The organism is Glutamicibacter sp. 363, assembly GCF_052379505.1.
GTDB lineage: Bacteria > Actinomycetota > Actinomycetes > Actinomycetales > Micrococcaceae > Glutamicibacter.
In genome coordinates, this window is the sequence record NZ_JBQSYR010000042.1 from 1 (window position 1) to 19,105 (window position 19,105).

The following is a 19,105-nucleotide window of genomic DNA, read 5'->3' on the forward strand; positions in this document are numbered from 1 at the left end:
CGTACCGCTCCCGTGCCTTGTGGCCAGCTCGGCGTTTGAGCTCCGCGGCATCTTCCGCGAAATATTCACTAGTCATCGCCTTGAACTCCTGGAACTTGGCTTGCTCCTCTTCCGGGGTTGGCCCGGGCTCCCAACTTCGCAGCCAGAGCACTTCGCTGGTGTTGATCACCGCAACGATGGCAGTGGTCAACACGGCTGCATCCATGGCTCGGGTGACTGCGAACGTCGAGGCGAACGTGAGCAACACCGACGCCGATAACGGGAGCAGCACGTAGCCGAGCCCGCCAGGTGCAGCCCGATATTCCCTAAGGACTATTGGGCGCTCGAGGACGGCGCCGAGCACCTCCGAAACCACAAACGACACGATCAAGGCAATAACAAGTTTGCCGAAGGTCGCGTCCACGCTGATGAACCATGTGCACAGCCAGGCAACGGCCAGGGCCAGAAGTCCTTTAACTGCACCCGTCGTCAGTCGTCCCGCGATGGCGTTCCCGAGCGTCGGAAACCTGATTTCATCTGCACTCATGTTAATCCTGCAAAAGGTAGATTCCCCGTCAACGAGTTTTTGCGCTTCAACAAAATGGCAGCGCCCAACTACCGGTGTTCTTGACATGTTAGGGGCTTGCGCATTCGAAAGTTTCCTTGTCGATTAGTCTCTTTTAAGACCCTAGTCCTGATTAATTACCCTAGTCAACGATCCGCCCCTCATCCTTTAGTGGGAAGGGAAGCCGAATCTCGCCCCGCTGATTCATGGATCTCGTGGATTCGTCCCCTGCGCTGATCGTGATATCGCACTTCTGCGCCTGCTCTGGTGGTTTGCGAGACGCTGAGTTTGCCTAGCCGTCTTCGAGATGCTTGGCGGCGGCCAGCGTTACCCGTGCCTGGCGCAATAGCGGTTCATCGACCATCTGGCCTTCAAAGGCGAAGACCCCCGGATTGGTTGCGGCCGCGGCGAGGATCCGCTTGGCCCGCTCGAGCTCGGCCTCGCCGGGCCGGAAGGCTGCACGGATCACCGGCATCTGATTCGGATGGATGGAGGCCTTGGCGGCGAAGCCCGAGGCCTTGGCATCTCGCGCTTCGGCCAAGAGTCCGGCGGTATCCGGAATATCCAGGTAGACCGAGTCGATCGCTGCCTTGCCCTGGGCTACCGAGTGCAGCAGCACCTGGGAACGGGCGAAGCGTGCCACCTCGCGGTAGTTCCCCTCTTCCGTGCGCGAAGAGGTTCCGCCCAGCGAAGCCATGAGATCTTCGGCCCCCCACATCACCGCGACCACATTGGGAGCCGCCGCGATCTCGGAGACGCTGGTGATGCCCTTCGCTGTTTCGCACAGCGCAACCACCTCGTAGCTTTGCAAGCGCGCCGGATCGGCGGCCGATTCGCTCTTGGGCAGCATCACCGTGCGGTAGGCGGTCTGCCTCAGCGCCGCCAGATCCGCAGCAAAGAACTCGGAGTCCGCCGGATTGACCCGCACGATGGTCCGTGCCGGATCCAGGGCGCTGTCCAGCAGCGCCCGGCGGGCGGATTCCTTGCTTTCCGGCGCCACCGCATCTTCCAAGTCGATGATGACCGCGTCGGCGCGTGCGGCGGCCTTGGCATAGCGCTCGGGGCGGTCCGCCGGGCAGAAGAGAATCGCGGGGCCCATGGCGAAGCTAGTCATTTGCGGCGGCTTTAGTGGAATCCAGGGAGTCCAAGTGCGCTTGCCGGGTCCACATCAGGCAGGTGCGGGTCGCGGTGGCGACGATGTCCCCGTGCTGGTTCCGTCCGGTGTGCGTCATCGAGGCCAGGCCTTGTCCGGGGCGGGATTTCGACTCGCGCAGGGCGGTGACCTCGGTTTCGGTGTAGAGGGTGTCCCCGTGGAACATGGGGTGCGGGAATTTCACATCATTGATTCCCAGCTGCCCCACGATGGTGCCCTCGGTGAGCTGCCCCACCGATTGGCCGATCATGGTGCTCAAGGTCAGCAAGGAATTCACCAGCGGCCGGCCGAACGGCTGGGTTGCGGCCCACGCCGCATCGAGGTGCAAACCTTGATTGTTCATGGTCATGGTGGTGAATTGCACGTTGTCGGCCTCGGTGAGCGTGCGCCCGGGCTTATGCACATATGCGGCCCCGAGCTTCAGCTCATCGAAGTACAGTCCGCGCTGTTCGAAACGTTGTTGCGTAGGCTCGCTCATGCGTTTTGCTCCTGAATTTGTGGTTCCACCGTGGCCACCAGCTGCTTGGCCTTCACCAGATCGCCGACGCTCAGCCCGGTCATGCGCACCGTGCCGGTCGCCGGGGAAAGCAGCTGGTGCTCCATTTTCATTGCCTCGATGCTGACCAGCAGCTGCCCCTCGGACACCTGTTCGCCGTCGGCTACCTGGACCGAGATCACGGTGCCGGGCATCGGGGTCTCGACATGCGGGGAGAACGTGCCCGACGCCTTGGCCAGCGTGGCCAGGTGCCGTTCGAGCACCTCTTCGCGGGGGAGCTTGCGCACCGCTCCGGTCCACCCGTCTTCGCTGAGCCACAAGGTGCCGTCCGCGGCGAAGGCGTGGCGAATCCCGGTGCGCTGCCCGTTGATGGAGTAGTTTCCGGAGCCCAGATCCCGCACCGCGTACTCGTGCCCGGCAAGCAGAATGCGGCTTGAGCTGTCCCCGCCGTGCACGGTGAGCGCAACTTGCTGCTCTTGCACTTCATAGTGCTGCGGTGTCCCGTGGTTGTGCTGCGCCCGCCAGCCGTCGCGGCGGGTCCACGGGGTATCCGCGGTGTGCAGCCGGCCGTGCTCCAAATGGGCCGCCAGCGCCAGTTCGCGCGCGCCGGGGGACCGGAAGGAGAACTCGTGCATCTTCCGTTCGATCAGGTTCGTGTCCAGCCGCCCGGCCGCCACGTCCGCGTCGGCCAGCAGCAGGCGCAGGTATTCGCTGTTGGTCAGCACGCCGAGCACCACGCATCGGCACAGGGCGCGGTCAAGCCGGGATACGGCCTCCGTGCGGTTTTCTCCCCAGGCGATGAGCTTGGCCAGCATCGGGTCGTAGTGCGCGCTGATTTCGAGTCCATCGCGCAGCGAGCTGTCCACGCGCAAGTGTTCGCCGGCCGGTTCGCTGACCCGCAGGATGGTTCCGACCGAAGGAAGGAACCCTTCCGCGGGGTCCTCGGCGTAGAGCCGTGCCTCGATGGCATGCCCGGTGAGCGTGACATCGCGCTGGGCGAAGTCCAGCCGCTGCCCGGCGGCGATGCGCACCTGCCAGTCCACCAGGTCCAGCCGGTTGCCGTTGACCCTGGCGACCTCTTCGGTGACCGGATGCTCCACCTGCAGCCGGGTGTTCATTTCCATGAAGAAGAACTCGTCCGGGTTCTCGTCGCTGACCAGGAATTCGACGGTTCCCGTGCCCACGTAACCCACCGACTCTGCGGCGGCCACGGCCGCCGCCCCGATGCGTGCGCGGATTTGCGCGCCCTGCTCGAGGTTCTCGAACAGCGGAGCCGGAGCTTCTTCGATCACCTTCTGATGCCGGCGCTGCAGCGAGCATTCACGTTCGCCCAGGTGCACGGTATTGCCGTGCGCATCGGCCAGGATCTGCACCTCGATATGGCGCGGGTTGCGCACCAGGCGTTCGAGGAACAAGGTTTCGTCTCCGAAGGCGTTGCGCGCGGTTCGCCGCGCGCTGGCCAGTGCTTCGGGAAGCTGGTCCGGGGATTCGACGGCGAACATTCCCTTGCCGCCGCCGCCCGCGGAGGGTTTGATCAGCAGCGGGAAGCCTACCTGTTCGGCGGCCTCGCGCAGCTGGGCATCGCTCAGCCCGGGCTCGGCGATGCCCGGCACGACGGGCACCTGGTGGGAGAGCACGTGATTCTTCGAGCGGATCTTGTCGCCCATGAGGTTGATCGAGTTCACCGGAGGCCCGATAAAGGTGATTCCGACGTCCTGAAGGGCGCGGGCGAACTCCACGTTTTCGGAGAGGAAACCGTATCCGGGGTGGACCGCCTGAGCGCCGGTGTCCTTGCAGGCTTGGAGCACCGCGGGGATGCTGAGGTAGCTCTCATTGGCAGGGGATGCCCCGATGCGCACGGCGGTATCGGCCTCGCGCACGTGCAGCGCCCCGGCATCCGCGTCCGAGTACACCGCCACCGAACGGATCCCCAAGGTGCGCAGGGTGCGGATGATGCGTACGGCGATTTCGCCGCGGTTGGCGATGAGGACCGTGTCAAATAGTTTTGTATCCATGATTGTCTCCTCGCGCTACATCCGGAATAGGCCGAAGGAGGTCTCCGGCAATGGTTGACGGGCGCAGACGTCCAGGGCCAGGCCCAGGACCCGGCGGGTATCGGCCGGATCGATGACTCCGTCGTCCCACAGGCGTGCGGTGGAGTAGTAGGGGTTTCCCTGGCTCTCGTACTGCTCACGGATGGGCGCCTTGAAGGCCTCTTCGTCCTCGGCGCTCCAGCTTCCGCCCGAGGCTTCGATGCCGTCGCGCTTGACCGTGGAGAGCACGGAAGAGGCCTGGTTTCCGCCCATCACCGAGATGCGCGCCGCCGGCCACATCCACAGGAAGCGCGGTGAGTAGGCGCGGCCGCACATCGAGTAGTTTCCGGCGCCGAAGGATCCGCCGATCACCACGGTCAGCTTGGGCACGCGTGCGGTGGCTACGGCGGTGACCATCTTGGCTCCGTGCTTGGCGATGCCATCTGCCTCGTAGTCGCGGCCCACCATGAACCCGGCGAGGTTCTGCAGGAAGAGCAGTGGAATGCCGCGCTGGTCGCAGAGCTCGATGAAGTGCGCGCCCTTCAGCGCGGACTCGGAGAACAGCACGCCGTTGTTCGCGATGATGCCGACCTGGTGGCCGTGGATACGGGCGAAACCGGTGACCAGGGTGGTGCCGTATTCTGCTTTGAATTCATGGAATTCACTGCCGTCTACCAACCGCGTGATGACTTCGCGGACGTCGTAGGGGGCATTGACGTCTACCGGCACGCAGCCGGCCAATTCGCTGGCCGGGTAGCGCGGTTCGGCGACCTGCTCGGCGATTCTCCAGGCCGGGGCGGGATTCTCCGGGAGCGTGGAGAGGATGTCGCGGACGATCATGAGCGCATGTTCGTCGGTTTCGGCCAGGTGGTCCACCACTCCGGAGGTTTTGGCATGCAGATCTCCGCCACCCAGCTCCTCGGCGGTAACGATTTCGCCGATGGCGGCCTTCACCAGGGGAGGGCCGCCGAGGAAGATGGTTCCCTGGTTGCGCACGATCACCGTTTCATCGCTCATCGCCGGGACGTAGGCGCCACCGGCGGTGCAGGAGCCGAGCACCGCGGCGATCTGCGGGATCTTCTTGGCCGACAGGTTCGCTTGGTTGAAGAAGATCCGGCCAAAATGCTCGCGGTCCGGGAAGACCTCGTCCTGCATGGGCAGGAACGCGCCGCCGGAGTCGACCAGATAGACGCAGGGCAGGCTGTTTTCCAGCGCGATCTCCTGGGCGCGCAAATGCTTCTTGACGGTGATCGGGAAGTAGGTGCCGCCCTTGACCGTGGCGTCATTGGCGATGACCAGCACATGCCGGCCGTGCACCAGCCCAACGCCGGCGATCATGCCGGCGCCCGGGCTCGCCCCGTCGTACATGTCCTCGGCGGCCAGCGGGGCGATTTCCAAGAAGGGGGAGCCGTCGTCCAGGAGCTGGTTGACGCGGTCCCGGGGCAGCAGCTTGCCGCGGTCCACATGGCGCTGGCGGGATTTCTCGGATCCGCCGCGGGCGGCGCGCTCCAGGCGGCGGTGGAGCTCATCGGTGAGCGCCGTGTATTCGGCCGCGTTGCGCTGGTAGGCAGCGGAGCTGGTGTCGAGCTGTGAGTGCAGGGTCTTCACTGGGTTCCTTAGCTGACGGTCTGCTGGGCTTGGATGGTGGCCGGTTCGCTCGCGAGCCGGCGTGGAATGGCCAATAGGTCGCCGAGTTGCTGCGGCGCTTCGGTGACCGCAAGAATTCTGTAGGCCATGGCAACGAAGTTTTGCTGGACCTGGCTCAGGCTGAGCCTGCCGTCCGGGCGGTACCAGTGGGCCACGCCGGTGCCCATTTCCATCACCGCAAGTCGTGCCATGGTCAGGTCATCGGTGGCGAATTCGCCGGCCGCCTGGCCGGCAGCCAGCACCTTGGAGAAGAGCGATTCGTAGTGGTCCCGGAGTGCTTGCATTTGTTCCTGCGCCGGACCGGTCAGGGCGCGCATCTCGTATTCGGCGACACGCGCGGTGAGCGGATTGGTGGCGGTGAATGCCACATGGAAAGCGATCAGCCTCGCGAGCTGCCGGGTGGGTTGTTGCTCGCCGGCGATTGCTGCGCGGCCGCCGGCGATCATGGCGTTCAGGCAGTCGGAGATGATCCGCATGAGCAGGTCCTGCTTGCTGCCGACATAGTGATAGAGGGTGGCCGAGTTGATGCCGGCCGCGGTGCCCAGTTCCCTGATTCCCGTGGCGGCGAAGCCCTGCTGGGCGAAGCGTGCGACGGCCGCTCGCTGCACCTGGTCGATGTCCATGCTCTTGAATCGCTTTCGCCCAAAGACTGAGAGTCAATCAATCGATTGATTGACTCTCAGTCAAGTCGGAAATACGAGCTGTGTCAAGGGTCACTTTAGCCAGTGCGGGGAGAAGGCTGCGGGCCGGGCCAAATGCTTGCGCATTCGGCCCGGCCCGCGGATTTGCCGGAAAGCTCCTCGTTTAGCGCTGGCGCAACCACACGGTGGTTGCCGCGGGAAGCTGGCCTGCTGCATCCAGCGGACCGCTCGCCAGCAGGACTTCACCGGCCGGCAGCTGCTGAGCCTGCGCGGTGAAGTTGGTGAAGCTCACCCAACCATTCGGCCGGGAAAAGCCGAGCGTGCCGGACTCGGTAGCCAGCCAGGAGAGCGATTCGTCGCTTTGCAGCTCGCGGCGCAGCTTCAATGCCTCGCGGTAGAGTTCCAGCGTCGAGCCCTCGACCCCGGACTGTGCCGCTACCGCGTACCGGCCAAAATCCTTTGGCTGCGGCAGATGCGCTTCGCCGGAGCCGAACCCGAAGGAGGAACCGCTCGTTTCCCAGGGCAGCGGGACGCGGCACCCGTCACGGCCGACTTCCACTGCCTTATTCCTGAAAAATGCGGGATCCTGGCGCTGTTCATCCGGAATGCCGGTGACCTCGGGAAGCCCCAGCTCTTCGCCCTGGTACAGGTAAGCGCTGCCGGGCAGTGCCAGCTCCAGCAGGGTCGCCGCGCGAGCGCGGCGCAGCCCCAGCTCCACATCCACCCGGGCCGGATCCGCACCCTGCAGCAGCCAAGTCTTCGCCGCGTCCGGATCGCCGGTTGCTTCCAGCCCATAGCGGGTGGCGTGGCGAACCACATCGTGGTTCGAGTACACCCACGTGGTCGACGAGCCGGCGGCGGAAGCCTGAGCGAGGTTGAAGGAGATGATCTTCTTGAACGCCTCGGCGTCGAAGTCCGCCTGCAGCAGATCGAAGTTGAACGCTTGGCCCAACCCGGTGGCCCGGGCGTAGGCAGGACGGCGGTCGGCATTGGTCCACGCTTCGGCGACCGCAATGCGCGGTGGCTCGTATTCGTTGAAGACCTCACGCCATTCGGCGTAGACCTCATGCACCTCGTCGCGATCCCAGATCGGATGGGTGCCGTCCCATGGGTGGGCGTCGAGTTGTGCCTTATCCGGCAGCTCGGTCAACGGGATGTCCTTGGTCAGCGCGTGGGCCACATCCACGCGGAAGCCATCCACCCCGCGGTCGGACCAGAATCTCAAGGTCTTGCGGAAGTCTGCGCGGACTTCTTCATTGGACCAATTGAAGTCCGGCTGTTCCTTGGCGAAAAGATGCAGGTACCATTGGCCGTCGCCCACGGCGGTCCAACCCGGTCCGCCGAACAAGGATTCCCAATCGGCCGGCGGCAGTTCGCCATCCTGGCCCAGGCCGTCACGGAAAATATAGCGCTCGCGCTCGGCCGATCCCTTCGGTGCGGCGAGCGCCGCCTTGAACCACTCGTGGCGGTCCGAGGAATGATTCGGCACGATATCCACAATGACCCGAATGCCTGCAGCGTGCAGCGCAGCGGCCATCCGGTCAAAATCCTCCAGCGTGCCCAGGCGGGGATCAACATCGCGGTAGTTGTCCACGTCGTAGCCGCCGTCGGCGAGGGCCGAGGGGTAGAACGGGGAGAGCCAGACGGCATCGATTCCGAGCTCCTTCAGGTAGGGGACCTTGGAGGTGATGCCGGGCAGGTCGCCTAGGCCGTCGCCGTTTGCGTCGGCGAAGCTGCGCGGGTAAATCTGATAGACAGCGGCCTGGCGCCACCAGTTGGCATCCGGCGAAAGGCCGGCGGAGTTCTGCGTATCTTGCAAGGTCATCTTGCTTCCTTCCGGAAAAGTTGTCTGCTTCTAAATGTAGATGGTTCAGGGGAGGGGCGGCTTAGGATTTCACCGCCCCTTGGGTGAGCCCGGACATGACCCAGCGTTGGGTGAACAGGTAGGCCACGATGCTTGGCGCCATCGCCATCAGGTAGGAGGCGAAGGAGACGTTGTAGTTATTTGAGAACTGGGTCTGGAAAAGCTGCTGGACTACCGGCAGGGTCTGGTCGGCCTGTTCGGCAATGATCAGCGAAGGCATCATGAAGTCATTCCATGAGGCCAGAAACGCGAAGATCGCCACGGTGGCACTCATCGGCGCCATCAGCGGGAAGATGATCCGCCAGTAGGTGGTCCAGGTGCCTGCGCCGTCGATGCGGGCGCTTTCCTCCAGCTCTCCGGGCAGGCCGCGCAGGAAGGCGGTGAAGAGCAGGACGTTGAAAGACAGCCCGAACATCACGTGCAGAATGGCTACGCCTACCGGGTTATCCAGCCCGAAGAGTCCGGTGAGCTTCACCTGGGAGAGCGCGAGCACCGGAAACGGGAGGAACATCGCGGCCAGCAGGTAGTAGAAGCTGAGCCGGTAGAGGCGCTTATGCCAGTTGCGGTGAATCGCATAGGAAGCCATGGAAGCGAGCATCACTCCGCCGAGCACCGTGGCCAGGGTGATCAGCAGCGAGATGGTGAAGGCGCGGGGGAAATTGACCAGCTCCCAGGCCGCGGTGAAACCCTCGATGGAGAACGGGCGCGGGAGCGAGAAGGCTTTCCCGTCAACCGCTTGAGCGGCCGACTTGAACGCCATGGAAACGGTCACGAACAAGGGGATGAGCACAGTGAGGGCGCAGGCCATTAGCGCTCCGGTGGCCCACCAATTGATGCGTTCGCGTCCAATCCGTGCGCGGGAACGCTTGTTCAGCCGTTGCTGGAGGGTAACGCTCATTTGGCCACTCCCTTACTTGTCAGGCGCAGCTGGAGCAGCGCGATCATCAGCGAAATGAGGAAAAAGACGGTGGCGTTGGCCATCTGGTAGGCGTAATCGCCGCGTTCAAATCCGGTGAAGATGGTCATGGCGATGGAGCGTGTGGCTACTCCCGGTCCGCCATTGGTCAGGCCGACGATGATGTCATAGGCACCGAGGAAGTTCTTGAAGCCAATGATCATGTTGATTCCGATGTACCCCACCATGAGCGGCAAGGTCACCGCCTTGAGCTGCCCGAAGGCGCTGGCTCCATCGAGCGAGGAAGCCTCGTAGAGGTCATAGGGAATCGCCATCAGCCCGGCTATGTAGATCAGCATGGCCGACGGGATCGCCTGCCAGGCGGTGACGATCACGATGGAGATCCAGGCGTAGTCGGGGTTGGCCAGAATTGAGGACTTCAAGAAGTCCAATCCGATGGTTTCTCCGAAGGCCGGCAAGGTGTTGGAGAAGACGAAATTGAAAACGTAGGCGATCACGATGCCCGAAATGACCATGGGCATCACGAAGATGGCCCGTAGCGCGACCCGCGCACGGATCTGCGCGGTCAGCCCGATGGCGAGCAGAAAGGCGATGAGGTTGGTGATGATCACGGTGATGAATGCGAAACCAAGGGTGAAGCCGTAGGCGCCGATGATGGCCGGGTCGGTGAACAGGGCCAGGTAGTTGGTCAGGCCGATGATCTGGTAGTCGCCGAAGCCGACCGAGTCGGTGAAGCTGAAGAATATGCCCATCAATGCGGGAACCGTAATGGCGATGGTGAAGCAGATCAGCGCGGGGAGCAGGAATGCCAGATAGGTCCATTCGATGCGCCGGCGCCGTGGCGGGCGCGCAGGCGCGGCGGGTTGAGCTTCGGGCGTGGGTTTGATTGAGGTCGTCAGAGCCATGATTCGTCCTTAGCTGACTAGCCGCGCTGGGCTAGTCGAGCCCAGTCCGCGTCGAGGGTGGCCAACGTCTGTTCTACGCTGCTTCCGGTCACGAGGCCCTGCATGTAGTTCTCGAAGGGGATGGTGCGCGGGATGGCGGTGGAAACTCCCTGGAAGACCTTGCCGCGATCGATATAGGGCTGCAGCTGCACCAGGCGTTTGTCCTTGGCCGGAGGGGAGTCCGAGCGCACTCCGAAACCGAGGGCCATCTCGTTATAGGGGTTCTGGACTTCGGGCCGGCAGAGGAATTCGAGCAGTTCGCGCGCTTCATCCTGGTGCTCGGACTGTTCCGGGATCCAGAGCGCCAGGTCGATATTGACGCGGACCTTCAGATCGTCCGGATCCTCGGTCATGGGCAGCGGGAAGGTGCCGATATTGGCGTTGGGGTTGGTCTTGGAGATTTCGGGCAGTGCCCAGGGGCCTTGGAGGTACATGGCCGCTTGGCCGTTGGCGAAGGCGAGGTTGCCGTCGCTGTAGCCGCGGTTCGCCGCATCCTTATTGGAGAACTTGGCCAGTTCCTGCATGCGCAGCAGCGGGTCGGTGAAGGCCTGGGAGAAGGACAGTTCGGAGCCGGGAGTGAAATCCGCGCCGACGCTTCGCAGCGCGGCGAAGAATTTGTTGATGTCCACGGCTCCGCCCAGGGTGTAGTCCGCCAGTCCCTGGGATGCGGTCCACGCGTCCTTGAAGGTGGAGTAGATCGGGGTGACCTTCAGGTCTACGAGCTCTTCGCATAACGCCACGAATTCCGAGTAGCGCTGCGGGATGGCCAGCTTGTGCTTGGCGAAAATATCCTTGTTGTACAGGACGGCGGCACCCATCATCGAGTAGGGCAGCACCGAGGTGCGCCCCGGGTAATCCGGATAGAGTGCGAGCAGTTCGTTGACGAAGGGAGCGTTCATCTGGACCTGGGGCAGATCCGAAAGGTCCGATAGCGCGCCGCGTTCCTGGAAGCGTGCCATCTCGTAGTTGTAGTTCAAGCAGCCAAGATCCGGCGGGTCGTTGCGGGCAAAGGCCGCCGAGAGTCCGGCCGTCACTTCGTGGACCGCGGATATGGAAGATTGTGCGCCGTTGAACTCGCTGAGCAGGTCGCGGAAGTAGGGGACGACCTCCGGCTTTGACTGGTTGAATCGAATCGAGGTGCGAGTGCTGGTAGCGCCGCAGCCCGCGAGCATCAGGGTCCCTGCGGCTGCCAAAGACGAGATGAATGTTCTGCGGGACAGGGCTCTGGGCAGCGTGGTAGATCCTATGTTCATGGGTATCTCCGACGGTCGAATGAAGTGGGTCACTTTATTTTCTCAGTAAATTTAGCATCTAAATAAATATCCGTCTATACTCAAATGGTGAAATCAATGACCGATTCCAGCAACCAGCATTCCGCGACGGAACCCGGCGCCACCTCCATGCGACGCCTGAATACCCAAAAGGTCCTCAAGGCGACCTGGGATCGCGGGCTGGTGACCGCCAGCGAGCTCATCGAGCTCACCTCGCTCACCCGGGCAACCGTGCTGAACCAGGCAAAAGAGCTCGTGGCCACCGGCTGGCTGCGTGAAGCGGAGGACACCCGTGCCGCCGGAGCATACTCGAAAGGCCGTCCGGCCCTGCGCTATGAACTCGACGCCGCCAAATCGGTAGTCGCCGGAATCGACGCCGGCCAACACCGGATCTCGCTGGCGCTCGCCGACCTGCGCGGCAAGGAGATTGAACGCCGGTCCCTGAGCGTGGAGCCGGGAGCATGCGGGGAAGAACGGCTTCGCATCACCGAGGAACTTCTTCGCGGAACCCTGGAGAAGCACGGAGTTCAAAAGCTCGGCGCCTTGGTTATCGGGGTCCCCGCTCCGGTGGATTCCGGCGGTTTTTCGCCAAAGGTGGCCGATGGCTTCTGGGCCGCGATGAACCCGGACTGGCGTGCGCAGCTGGCGGAATATACCCACCTGTTCTCGGTTGAAAACGATGCGAACCTGGCGGCGGTGGCGGAACTTGGACTCGAAGAATCCGATTCCTTCGCCGCGCTGATGGTCGGCGAACGATTCGGTGCCGGAGTGGTCATCGACGGGCACCTGTTGCGCGGAACCCACGGGCTAGCCGGAGAGATGCGCTTCCTTTCGCATGTCACCGGGGTGGGCGACGCGCTGGGGCTCGGCTACCTCGCGCGGGAACAAGCGAGGCATGCACTGGCAGGCGGGGCCGAAAGCTCGCTTCGGCGGATTCCCGCCGAACTGGTGCGCGCCGAGGATGTTTTCCAAGCGGCCGCGCAGCAAGATCCGTTGGCACTGGAAATCCTGGAATCGCTCGGGCGTCGGCTGGCAAAGGTCGTGGCCGTGATTTCCGGTTTCACCGGGCTGCAGAAGGTCATTCTCTCGGGTGCCATGGCGGGAATCCTGCAGCCGGTGATCGATATCGCCGACCGTGAATTAGCCAGGGAACCAGAGCTCACCTGTGTGCAGTTGGCAGTTTCCGAGCTGGGCGCGGAGGTGGCATTGCAAGGGGCCATCTCGCGCGGCATCGAATTGGTCCGGGCAACCGCGCCCTTCGAAACGCAGAAGCGATAAATTTCGGTGGCCCCGACCTCCATCGATAGCGCCGACCGCCGGGCGCGCGGCGCGGTATCGGCCTTGTTTCTGACCAATGGGGCACTGTTCGCAAATATGGCGCCGCGCCTTCCCGAGCTGAAGGACACTTTCGGGCTGGGCGAAGCGGCCTACGGTTTTCTGGTGATCGCCTGGCCGGTAGGCGCAATCATTGCCGGCCTGGCGGCCGGCTGGCTCATTCGCCGCTTTGGCTCGGCGCTCGTGGCCGTGGCCGGAACCATGCTCACCGGAGCTGCGCTGCTCGGCGCCGGCTCGGCCCCGAGCCTCGCGCTGCTCGCCACGGGCTTCCTGTTCGGCGGCGCAATGGATGCCATCACCGATGTGGCACAGAATTCCCACGGGCTCCTTGTGCAGCGACGCTATGGACGCTCGATCCTCAATTCTTTCCATGCATTGTGGTCGGTGGGCGCCGTCCTTGGCGGTTCCATGGCCGCCGGAGCCATGGCGTTGAACCTGTCGCTGAGCGTGCACTTGGGCATCTCGCTGCTGATATTCGCGGTCGTCGCCTTGACCGCCCTCAAATTCTGCCTTCCCATGGGAAAACCGCAAGCCGGACTCGAAGAGGTATCCGAGGACCGCCCTGCCGATCCCTCCCCGGGCACCGCGCGCACGGCGCGCAACCACACCCTGTGGATCATGGTCGCGTTGGTGCTGATTTCCACCGCGGGGGTCATGACGGAGGACGCGGGCAACTCCTGGGCCGCGCTGTATCTTGCCGATTCGCTGGGGACTTCGGCCTCTTTCGCGGCCCTTGGCTATATTTCGCTCGTCGGCGCCCAGTTTGTGGGTCGAATTCTTGGCGACGGCATGGTTGACCGCTTCGGACAGCGTTTGGTCGCCCAAATGGGTGCCGTCTGCCTCATCCTCGGCATGGGGTTGGCGCTCGCCTTCCCGTCGGTGCCGGGAAGCGTGCTGGGTTTCGCGGCTGCCGGATTTGGCGTGGCGACCCTGGTTCCGGCCGCGATGGAACACGCAGACAGGCTGCCGGGCCTTGCCCCAGGCACCGGGTTGAGCGTGGTCTCGTGGCTGATGCGTCTGGGATTCCTGATCTCGCCGCCGCTGGTTGGATTTGTTGCCGAGGGCTGGGGGCTTCGAGCCGGGCTGTTGCTCGTCCCGCTGGTGGGCGTCATCGTGCTGTTGTGCTCGCCGGTGCTGCGGGCAAAAGCACCGCGCCAGCAACTTTAATTCACGGCCCGCACACCCCTCGGACGTCATCTTGGTTCGATGCCGGCGAAATATGACACCTCATTTTTAATGAATCAATTAGGCCACCGTAGAATACAAGTCACTATTTAGAACGGAAACCGATCTAACTCACCACATCGAGAGCATGGTCGGTGCTGGCTCGACTTATCCGGGTGGGGTTGGCCAGAGCGTGCCGAGGGGATAACACATGTCTAAATCCGCCAACTCCGTAGCCGGCACAGCGTCTTCCAAACAGGAAGATCCGGTTCAGCTGAACAGGCGCCGATTCTTTTCGGCGGCGGGTGGAGTACTTGCCCTGGCCGGCCTTGCAGCCTGCACATCGCCGCAGAATTCCGCGACGGCTCCGAACCCGGTAGGCGATCACGCCCCGGCCGCCGCCAAGGCACCTAGTACACCCGGCCAAGCCCTTGAAATGCTCAAGACCGGCAACAGCAGATTCGCCGAAGGCAGGCCAAAGCACCCGAACCAAACAAGCCAGCTGCGAAGCGACCTTGCAGAGCACCAAGAACCATGGGCCTTGGTCCACGGATGCGTTGATTCTCGGGTTGCCCCCGAGCTCGTCTTCGACCAAGGGATTGGCGACCTCTTTGTCACGCGAACGGCAGGTGCGGTACTCGACGACACCCTCGTGGGGAGCATGGAGTTTGCGGTCAGCAGCCCCTATGAGGTCCCGGTCATCGTGATCCTCGGGCACACCGCCTGCGGAGCGGTGACCGGCACGGTCGAAGCCCTCGAGAAGAACGCAAAGTCACCGAAGGCCCCGGGAGAAATGATCGATTTCATCAGCGAGATCGCGCCGGCGGCGCGTGAGGCGGAACCGGTGCCGGACAAGTCAGAACACATCAACAACGTGGTCCGGATGAATACCGTCGCGGTCGCCGCCGCGCTTGTTGAACGCTCGGAGATCATCCGTGCGGCGGTTAACGCCGGGCGCACCGAAGTCATTGCGGCCGTCTATGATCTGCAGACCGGGTTGGTTGACTGGAACTTGACTAAAAATGAGAAGATATAAGGCTATATAGCAGAAACTTATACTTCCTTATATTGTCCAATACTGTCGATGACAAGTTTGGAACAATAGGTCACCCGGATAATCTTCCGGGCCGAAACTGACCCGTAATTCTTGGGTGAACGCGATGTTGACACCGCAGCCTGCGTTTTCCTTAGTCCGTGAGCTAAGCAACGCCCGGCGCCGAAGCCGCGGAGGGCACCGTGAAACGCAAGATCGGAACGGAATCTTCGTTCTCTGCCGTTCTTGGCATTAAAGTAGTTTCTCTTGGAGTCGAGGGGGCCTTTCCAGAACTTCGGCAGAGCTACCTGGGCTGGAGCCACAGGATGCCGTGGAGAACGGGCGAACACTCTTACTTAAGTGATCAATCCGTCGGTCTTCCGTGCTTTCATAGGCACGACAGATTACTACTTCTCGTGGGGACAAAATGATTGTTTTCTATCTGGTTGGCGCATTCCTAATTTATGCCGGAATCAGGCAGACAAGAAAATGGTTGAATTTAGCGGAGCGATATCGGCCGAGCTGGCTGTTCAAATTTCGAGTCGCCGTAAACCTTCTAGCCTGGTTTTTGGGGGCTACGGTTCTTCTGGTAACGCCGCTGTCAGGGGACCTAAGCGTCAGAATAGTAGGTTATTCTACAGTGGGTTGTGTTGCGTTTGGCATTCTTTCGTTCTTATCTCATAGGATCCTGGATGGGATACGCGACGCATCTTTGGGGCGAGTGCGGGAATATTTTGGATACAAAATTGATCTATGGTTTTGTGCGCTTGGTCGCGGGTTTGTGCGGTGGAATCAGATCATTGCTCCAACAGGCTGGGAAGAAATCAATATAAGCATCAAGAAAATTGAGAACTTCCTTTCGCCTATGATTATCTTTCGTGGATACGCCCTACTCCTGACATTTCTGCCGATTTTCGTATCTATGATGTTCGTATGGACCTACTCCTCTGGGGACGAAATGGGACAGCGAATGATGGGTTTAGTCGGTGCGTACAATCTTCTGGTAGCTTCATCTAGCCTCACGGTAGGAATATTGGTCTCTGTACTCGTGCTTAAAGTACTGACGATCGGTGAAGTGCTCTTGGTTCGTCCCAATGTAAAAAATGCGATCCAAATGATTGCAACTTATGCGGGATACGGCACTGTTATGGGCTTCGTGACGGCTGTGCTAGTCCCATTCATGGGGTCAGTCATGGCATCGGATGCCTCGAATCCGGTTGAGAGTTTTAGTTTCCTTTCACCACAACTTCTCATTGATTTGCCCGCAACGGGAGCAATCTTAGGATATATTCTTGGCTTGTTGCGTTCGAGCGTTGAATTGCTCCGCGCCGCAGAGAATCTTTTCGTGAGGAGGATGTTTTCACCGATACTTGGGATTGTTTCTATCGCAACTTTGGTTCATGTCGGATATGGTCCGCAGGGAATAATGAGACAAATGATCATGGTACTGCCGAAACCTGAGCAAACCGTCTGTTTTGATAATGATCTGATTATGTCCACTACTAGTGACACTGGGCTGCTGAGTTTGCTCGGAACTTGCTCCGTCAGCCCATTTACAATCGGTGATGAAACGTTCGTAGTTTTATCCGCTGTGACCTTATTCTTTTTCGCTTTGAGGGCCGTAATCCAAGATGCGCGGAAATCGGGTAAAACTGTCGTCGCATGATCATTTGATCAGTGTGCACCGGCGGCGATGCTAGGAAGTGCCCTTGGACGAAGTGCGAGCGGGGTCTAAGCCAGTAAGCCTCCGTGGGACTTCGGGCCTAGCCGTTTGCTTCTAGTAGTACACCGCCAGCGGGCCGTTAGGCCCCGCGATCACCTGGACCGGGGTTTCGAAAACCTCGGACAGGATTTCGTCATTCATGATCCGTTCCGGCGAGCCGAACTGGACGACCTTGCCGTGCTTCATTGCGCAGATGTAGTCCGCGTAATGGCCGGCGAAGTTAATATCGTGCAGCACGATCACGATGGTGCGGTTCAGCTCCTGGGCGGCCCGCTTCAGGTGCTGCATGTCGAGGTTGTTCAGCGGCTTATCTGAACCTTCATCTGTATAGCGGTTATTGCACGATCTGAAAATTTGAAACTAGTTTTCTGCGTCGATCGAGACTCGGCGTGGACTTTGCCCCCGAGGGCAGTACGAAGTCACGAGCAAAGGCGTCCAAGTCCTGTGTCTTCCAGCGGTCGGCTAGGTCAATGCAACTACTGGCAGACAGCTGCCCTGAAATATCGATGCTGAGCAGTCTTATTGCCGCAAAATCCGGGTCCCAGTCACTTTCCTCAAGCAACTTGAATCCCGCTTCAGTGTCGTATAGCCGGTTGCTAATTTCTTCTGAATGTTGGTACCAATAAGCCGCCAATGCGAGGTCTTTTGCGTCCTTATCGCTGCTGTAGTGGACTGAGCGGTCAATCCAAGCCCTCATTTTTAGCGCCGCGTACCCAGCCGGTTGTGGCAGTCGTATGTTCTGTCCGGTAGGAAGGCGGAGAGTGATAGATCGGCTGTAGACGTCCTGGAATCCGAAGACCACAAGTTCTTCGCCTCGCGGTGCGGGGGAGCTGATGCCTTCTGGATCCTCTATGGCACCAAACGGCATGATGTCCACTTGGTGTTTTTGCAATTATGTAACGGATCCCGTTGCTTCCGCTTTTCGGATACAAGGCGTCTATGCGCTCGGTAATTTTCCAGTCGTCGACGGCGATAGCTATGTCCGCATCGCTTGTGGATCGCACCTCGAAAGCATGACCAAGCGCTGAATGGATGATATCCCGACTACCAGCGCCTATAAGAAGAACGTTCTCCGGAATAAGCGGAGTATTGCGGGTCAGCTCTTCGATCACTGGCGAAATCGTGTCAAAAAGACGAACGTCTACGCGGTTCAAATTGATCATAGAGAGGATTCTCGCAATTGAATGGCGGCTTCACGTTGACGACCGTCATTGGATGCGAGGAGGTCCGCATACGTGAGTAGTAGAGGAGCCTGATAAATTCCAGGATGATCTGGCTCATCCGGCGCTTCCCAAAATTTCTGGCGAATGAATATATTGGGCGCTTCATTATCGCGCCGCCACCTGCGTGCCCGCAATAAGCTCATTGGGAGGCCGTCGGTATAAAGAACTACACTTTCCGGCTGGACTAGAACTGGAGCGGCGGCTTCGCCTCCAACGTAAACCGTCTGGTCGTTAATTTTCAGATTGCTCCAGTCGCCGGCGAAGTGATGCGTTCTTGACTGTGAGCCAAGGCCGGTGGGATATGAAGCCGCCCATTGATCGATAAGGATTTCGCGTTGTTGGGACGACAGCTTCCTGCGATCATCGAGGAAACCGTACTGAGTGAGCAGTTCTAATGTCTCTTGCGTCTGGCCGATAGATGTTCCAGCGGCACGGGCAAGCTGGCGGATTGGACCTTGGAGCAATCCGGGCCAAGTGAGGAAGGCAAATATGATCTGGGATCGTTTCAGGCTGAAGAGGTTCACGCCGCCACGTTTCAGCTGGGTGTAGCGCTGAGTGGATGATCGCGGCGCACGTCGTCCGCGAATATCAATATGAACGCCTTCGAAACTAACAAATGCATTGCCAGCTTGATCGATGTAGTTAATGCCCTGTAACCGGAAGATTTCGGCGCTTCGTTCTGTGATGCGTGGGCCGACAAGCAGAAGCTTCCGACACCCGTCTAGAGTACGGTCGCGCCATTGTTGAGAAGTCGCAGTCAGGGTATCTGTGTACCCAAGTAAAAACTTACCTTGACCATGCTCATGAGCAAGCGTTACCGCCAGCGCATCATCTGTAGATATACGAGCGAAATCGGTGTTCTCAATGATTTTCAGCCCTAACTCTTCGAATCGCTCGAGTAGGCCAGCTGCGAGTTCTCTGTTCATCACAATCCCTCATGTTCAACGTAACTGCATTTTCATTCTAAATGAAAAATGCGTAATAGTGAACGCTAAAGTGTGAATTCTCGTTCTTGGTGGATCTAGTCCCACGGGATCTTCGAGTGGATAGTGTTGATTCTTGGGTTCAATGCGGCACGGTCGTCGCAAGATCCCAAAGGTTCAGGATATTGCAACTGT

At 60.7% G+C, this 19,105-nt stretch carries 16 protein-coding genes and 1 pseudogene; 4 read left to right on the forward strand and 13 right to left on the reverse strand.

The window, feature by feature from the left end:
- The 10 genes from ACT3UA_RS17680 to ACT3UA_RS17725 form a co-directional block, all read right to left on the reverse strand.
- On the reverse strand, window positions 1–526 hold a 526-nt coding region (locus ACT3UA_RS17680; RefSeq protein ID WP_444617685.1), incomplete at its 3' end, for a hypothetical protein.
- A gap of 310 nt (window positions 527–836) precedes the next feature.
- Complete coding sequence (locus ACT3UA_RS17685; RefSeq protein ID WP_444617687.1) at window positions 837–1,658, reverse strand: HpcH/HpaI aldolase/citrate lyase family protein; 822 nt, start codon at window positions 1,656–1,658, stop codon at window positions 837–839.
- Window positions 1,651–2,175 carry a MaoC family dehydratase gene (locus ACT3UA_RS17690; protein WP_096255401.1) on the reverse strand — a complete coding sequence of 175 codons (525 nt, stop codon included), beginning with the start codon at window positions 2,173–2,175 and terminating at the stop codon, window positions 1,651–1,653. Before ACT3UA_RS17690 ends, ACT3UA_RS17685 begins: the two co-directional genes overlap by 8 nt.
- Entirely contained in the window at window positions 2,172–4,208 is a 2,037-nt protein-coding gene (locus tag ACT3UA_RS17695; RefSeq protein WP_096288750.1) for an ATP-binding protein, read from the reverse strand. Before ACT3UA_RS17695 ends, ACT3UA_RS17690 begins: the two co-directional genes overlap by 4 nt.
- A gap of 15 nt (window positions 4,209–4,223) precedes the next feature.
- Window positions 4,224–5,834, reverse strand: coding sequence for a carboxyl transferase domain-containing protein (locus ACT3UA_RS17700; protein ID WP_096288752.1), 1,611 nt, complete (start codon window positions 5,832–5,834; stop codon window positions 4,224–4,226).
- An 8-nt stretch (window positions 5,835–5,842) separates the two neighbouring features.
- A complete protein-coding gene (locus ACT3UA_RS17705) occupies window positions 5,843–6,496 on the reverse strand; it encodes a TetR/AcrR family transcriptional regulator (protein ID WP_096288754.1) in 654 nt (217 codons plus the stop codon).
- 181 nt (window positions 6,497–6,677) lie between these two features.
- Window positions 6,678–8,339: a glycoside hydrolase family 13 protein gene (locus ACT3UA_RS17710; RefSeq protein WP_444617690.1), complete on the reverse strand. Its 1,662-nt coding sequence runs from the start codon at window positions 8,337–8,339 to the stop codon at window positions 6,678–6,680.
- A gap of 61 nt (window positions 8,340–8,400) precedes the next feature.
- A complete protein-coding gene (locus tag ACT3UA_RS17715) occupies window positions 8,401–9,276 on the reverse strand; it encodes a carbohydrate ABC transporter permease (RefSeq protein ID WP_096255409.1) in 876 nt (291 codons plus the stop codon).
- Window positions 9,273–10,199 (reverse strand): carbohydrate ABC transporter permease, encoded by a 927-nt coding sequence (locus ACT3UA_RS17720; RefSeq protein WP_096288758.1) that lies wholly within the window; start codon window positions 10,197–10,199, stop codon window positions 9,273–9,275. Before ACT3UA_RS17720 ends, ACT3UA_RS17715 begins: the two co-directional genes overlap by 4 nt.
- A 17-nt stretch (window positions 10,200–10,216) precedes the next feature.
- Entirely contained in the window at window positions 10,217–11,491 is a 1,275-nt protein-coding gene (locus tag ACT3UA_RS17725) for an ABC transporter substrate-binding protein (RefSeq protein WP_444617693.1), read from the reverse strand.
- A 96-nt stretch (window positions 11,492–11,587) separates the two neighbouring features.
- On the opposite strand from ACT3UA_RS17725, the gene ACT3UA_RS17730 reads away from it, so the two are divergent.
- The 4 genes from ACT3UA_RS17730 (at window position 11,588) to ACT3UA_RS17745 (ending at window position 16,707) form a co-directional block, all read left to right on the forward strand.
- Entirely contained in the window at window positions 11,588–12,787 is a 1,200-nt protein-coding gene (locus ACT3UA_RS17730) for an ROK family protein (RefSeq protein WP_444617695.1), read from the forward strand.
- 6 nt (window positions 12,788–12,793) lie between these two features.
- Window positions 12,794–14,011, forward strand: a complete 1,218-nt coding sequence (locus ACT3UA_RS17735; RefSeq protein ID WP_343251922.1) for an MFS transporter — start codon at window positions 12,794–12,796, stop codon at window positions 14,009–14,011.
- Between the two features lie 208 nt (window positions 14,012–14,219).
- Entirely contained in the window at window positions 14,220–15,044 is an 825-nt protein-coding gene (locus ACT3UA_RS17740; RefSeq protein WP_096255417.1) for a carbonic anhydrase, read from the forward strand.
- A gap of 424 nt (window positions 15,045–15,468) precedes the next feature.
- Complete coding sequence (locus tag ACT3UA_RS17745) at window positions 15,469–16,707, forward strand: hypothetical protein (protein ID WP_096255418.1); 1,239 nt, start codon at window positions 15,469–15,471, stop codon at window positions 16,705–16,707.
- A gap of 111 nt (window positions 16,708–16,818) precedes the next feature.
- Here the strand turns inward: ACT3UA_RS17745 and ACT3UA_RS17750 are convergent.
- The 3 genes and pseudogenes from ACT3UA_RS17750 to ACT3UA_RS17760 all read right to left on the reverse strand — a co-directional run.
- Window positions 16,819–17,076, reverse strand: a pseudogene (locus tag ACT3UA_RS17750) (ABC transporter ATP-binding protein); the annotation flags it as partial.
- Between the two features lie 22 nt (window positions 17,077–17,098).
- Complete coding sequence (locus tag ACT3UA_RS17755) at window positions 17,099–17,641, reverse strand: hypothetical protein (protein ID WP_444617698.1); 543 nt, start codon at window positions 17,639–17,641, stop codon at window positions 17,099–17,101.
- Between the two features lie 282 nt (window positions 17,642–17,923).
- Complete coding sequence (locus ACT3UA_RS17760; protein ID WP_444617699.1) at window positions 17,924–18,913, reverse strand: type IV toxin-antitoxin system AbiEi family antitoxin; 990 nt, start codon at window positions 18,911–18,913, stop codon at window positions 17,924–17,926.
- Window positions 18,914–19,105: the final 192 nt, after the last annotated feature.